The organism is Armatimonas sp. (assembly GCF_031410135.1).
Lineage (GTDB): Bacteria > Armatimonadota > Armatimonadia > Armatimonadales > Armatimonadaceae > Armatimonas.
In genome coordinates this window covers 1-1026 of record NZ_JANNYP010000810.1, presented here as the reverse complement: position 1 = coordinate 1026, position 1026 = coordinate 1, and the positions used below count along the sequence as shown (strand labels likewise).

Sequence of the window (1026 nt, the reverse complement as noted above, 5' to 3'; positions counted from 1 at the left end):
GACGGGAACCTGCATCTGATTCGCTCCGAGCACGGAGCCACCTACACCCTGGATCGCGCAGAAAAGAGCTGCACCTGCCCCTTCTTCGAGAAGCATGTCGGGCGCTACTGCTGCAAGCACGTTCTGGGCTGGAAGAAGCTCCTTATGTCTCAACGGGTCGAGATCGCCCGCCGCACTGCCCGTTGGGAAGCGGTGGGGCAAGACGTCACCATCGAACAGGTCATGCAGAGCGCATCACGCGTTCTCCAGCGACAATTGGAGGTGCCGCTGTGTCTCTTCTGACCATTTCGCGCTACAAGGGCGGTCGGCACTGGGCGGTACGAGAAGCCGATACCGGCTCGCTCGTGGTCGTCACGGTCTACCGAAAAGGCGCTGCCGAAGTCGTGAGAAGGCTCACCGGGCAAGTCCCTGAAAGAGCGAAAAGGCAGAGGCGCGAGACCTTCGTCTACGAGGCCAAACCCTCACTGGAGGTGACTCATGAGCCAGGATAAGCCCACACAGGGCTATCAGCGGCCCATCAAGTTTCTCCTGGGCAAGGTCTACGTCACTCCCGCAGCGGTCGAGGCCCTGATTCGTAACGAGGAGGAGCTGATGCACCTCCTCAAGCGCCATCGCGAAGGCGACTACGGCGCGGAGATGTGCTACGACGACCGCGTCGTCAACGAGGAATCCATCAAGCGCGGTGGTCGGGTTCTTTCCAGCTACACGCTTAAGGACGGCACCGTCCTCTGGATTAACACCTCAGCAGGCTGGCAAGAGACTTTAGCAATGATCCGCGAGGAATATTGAAAAATGAACACCCTCAAAGAAGGCCCAAAAGTCATCGTGCTCCACACGGACGACCAAGTCTTCTGCTTCACCGACAGCAACGGCTGTGAGTGGCACTGGAACGCAGGTGCGGGAATGCGGCTGGTAGAAGCCAGCGGCAGACAGCCTATGACGTTCTACCCGAGCGATCACGGGCTGACGATTCCATATCTGCAAAAGCAGTATCCCGACCTGGATTTGGACTATGCCAGAACCACC

4 protein-coding genes are annotated in these 1026 nt (G+C 58.8%); all 4 read left to right on the top strand.

The annotated features are described in order from the left end of the window. Positions 1 to 282: SWIM zinc finger family protein (locus RMO15_RS29645; protein WP_309721658.1), on the top strand; the 282-nt coding region annotated here is incomplete at its 5' end. After that, entirely contained in the window at positions 270 to 491 is a 222-nt protein-coding gene (locus tag RMO15_RS29640) for a hypothetical protein (protein WP_309721654.1), read from the top strand. The genes RMO15_RS29645 and RMO15_RS29640, both read left to right, overlap by 13 nt. Continuing rightward, on the top strand, positions 478 to 789 hold the full coding sequence (locus tag RMO15_RS29635; RefSeq protein ID WP_309721651.1) for a hypothetical protein: 312 nt from the start codon (positions 478 to 480) through the stop codon (positions 787 to 789). The genes RMO15_RS29640 and RMO15_RS29635 overlap by 14 nt, the downstream gene beginning before the upstream one ends. Before the next feature lie 3 nt (positions 790 to 792). Continuing rightward, positions 793 to 1026 (top strand): hypothetical protein (locus RMO15_RS29630; protein WP_309721647.1); only part of this gene is annotated, 234 nt, incomplete at its 3' end.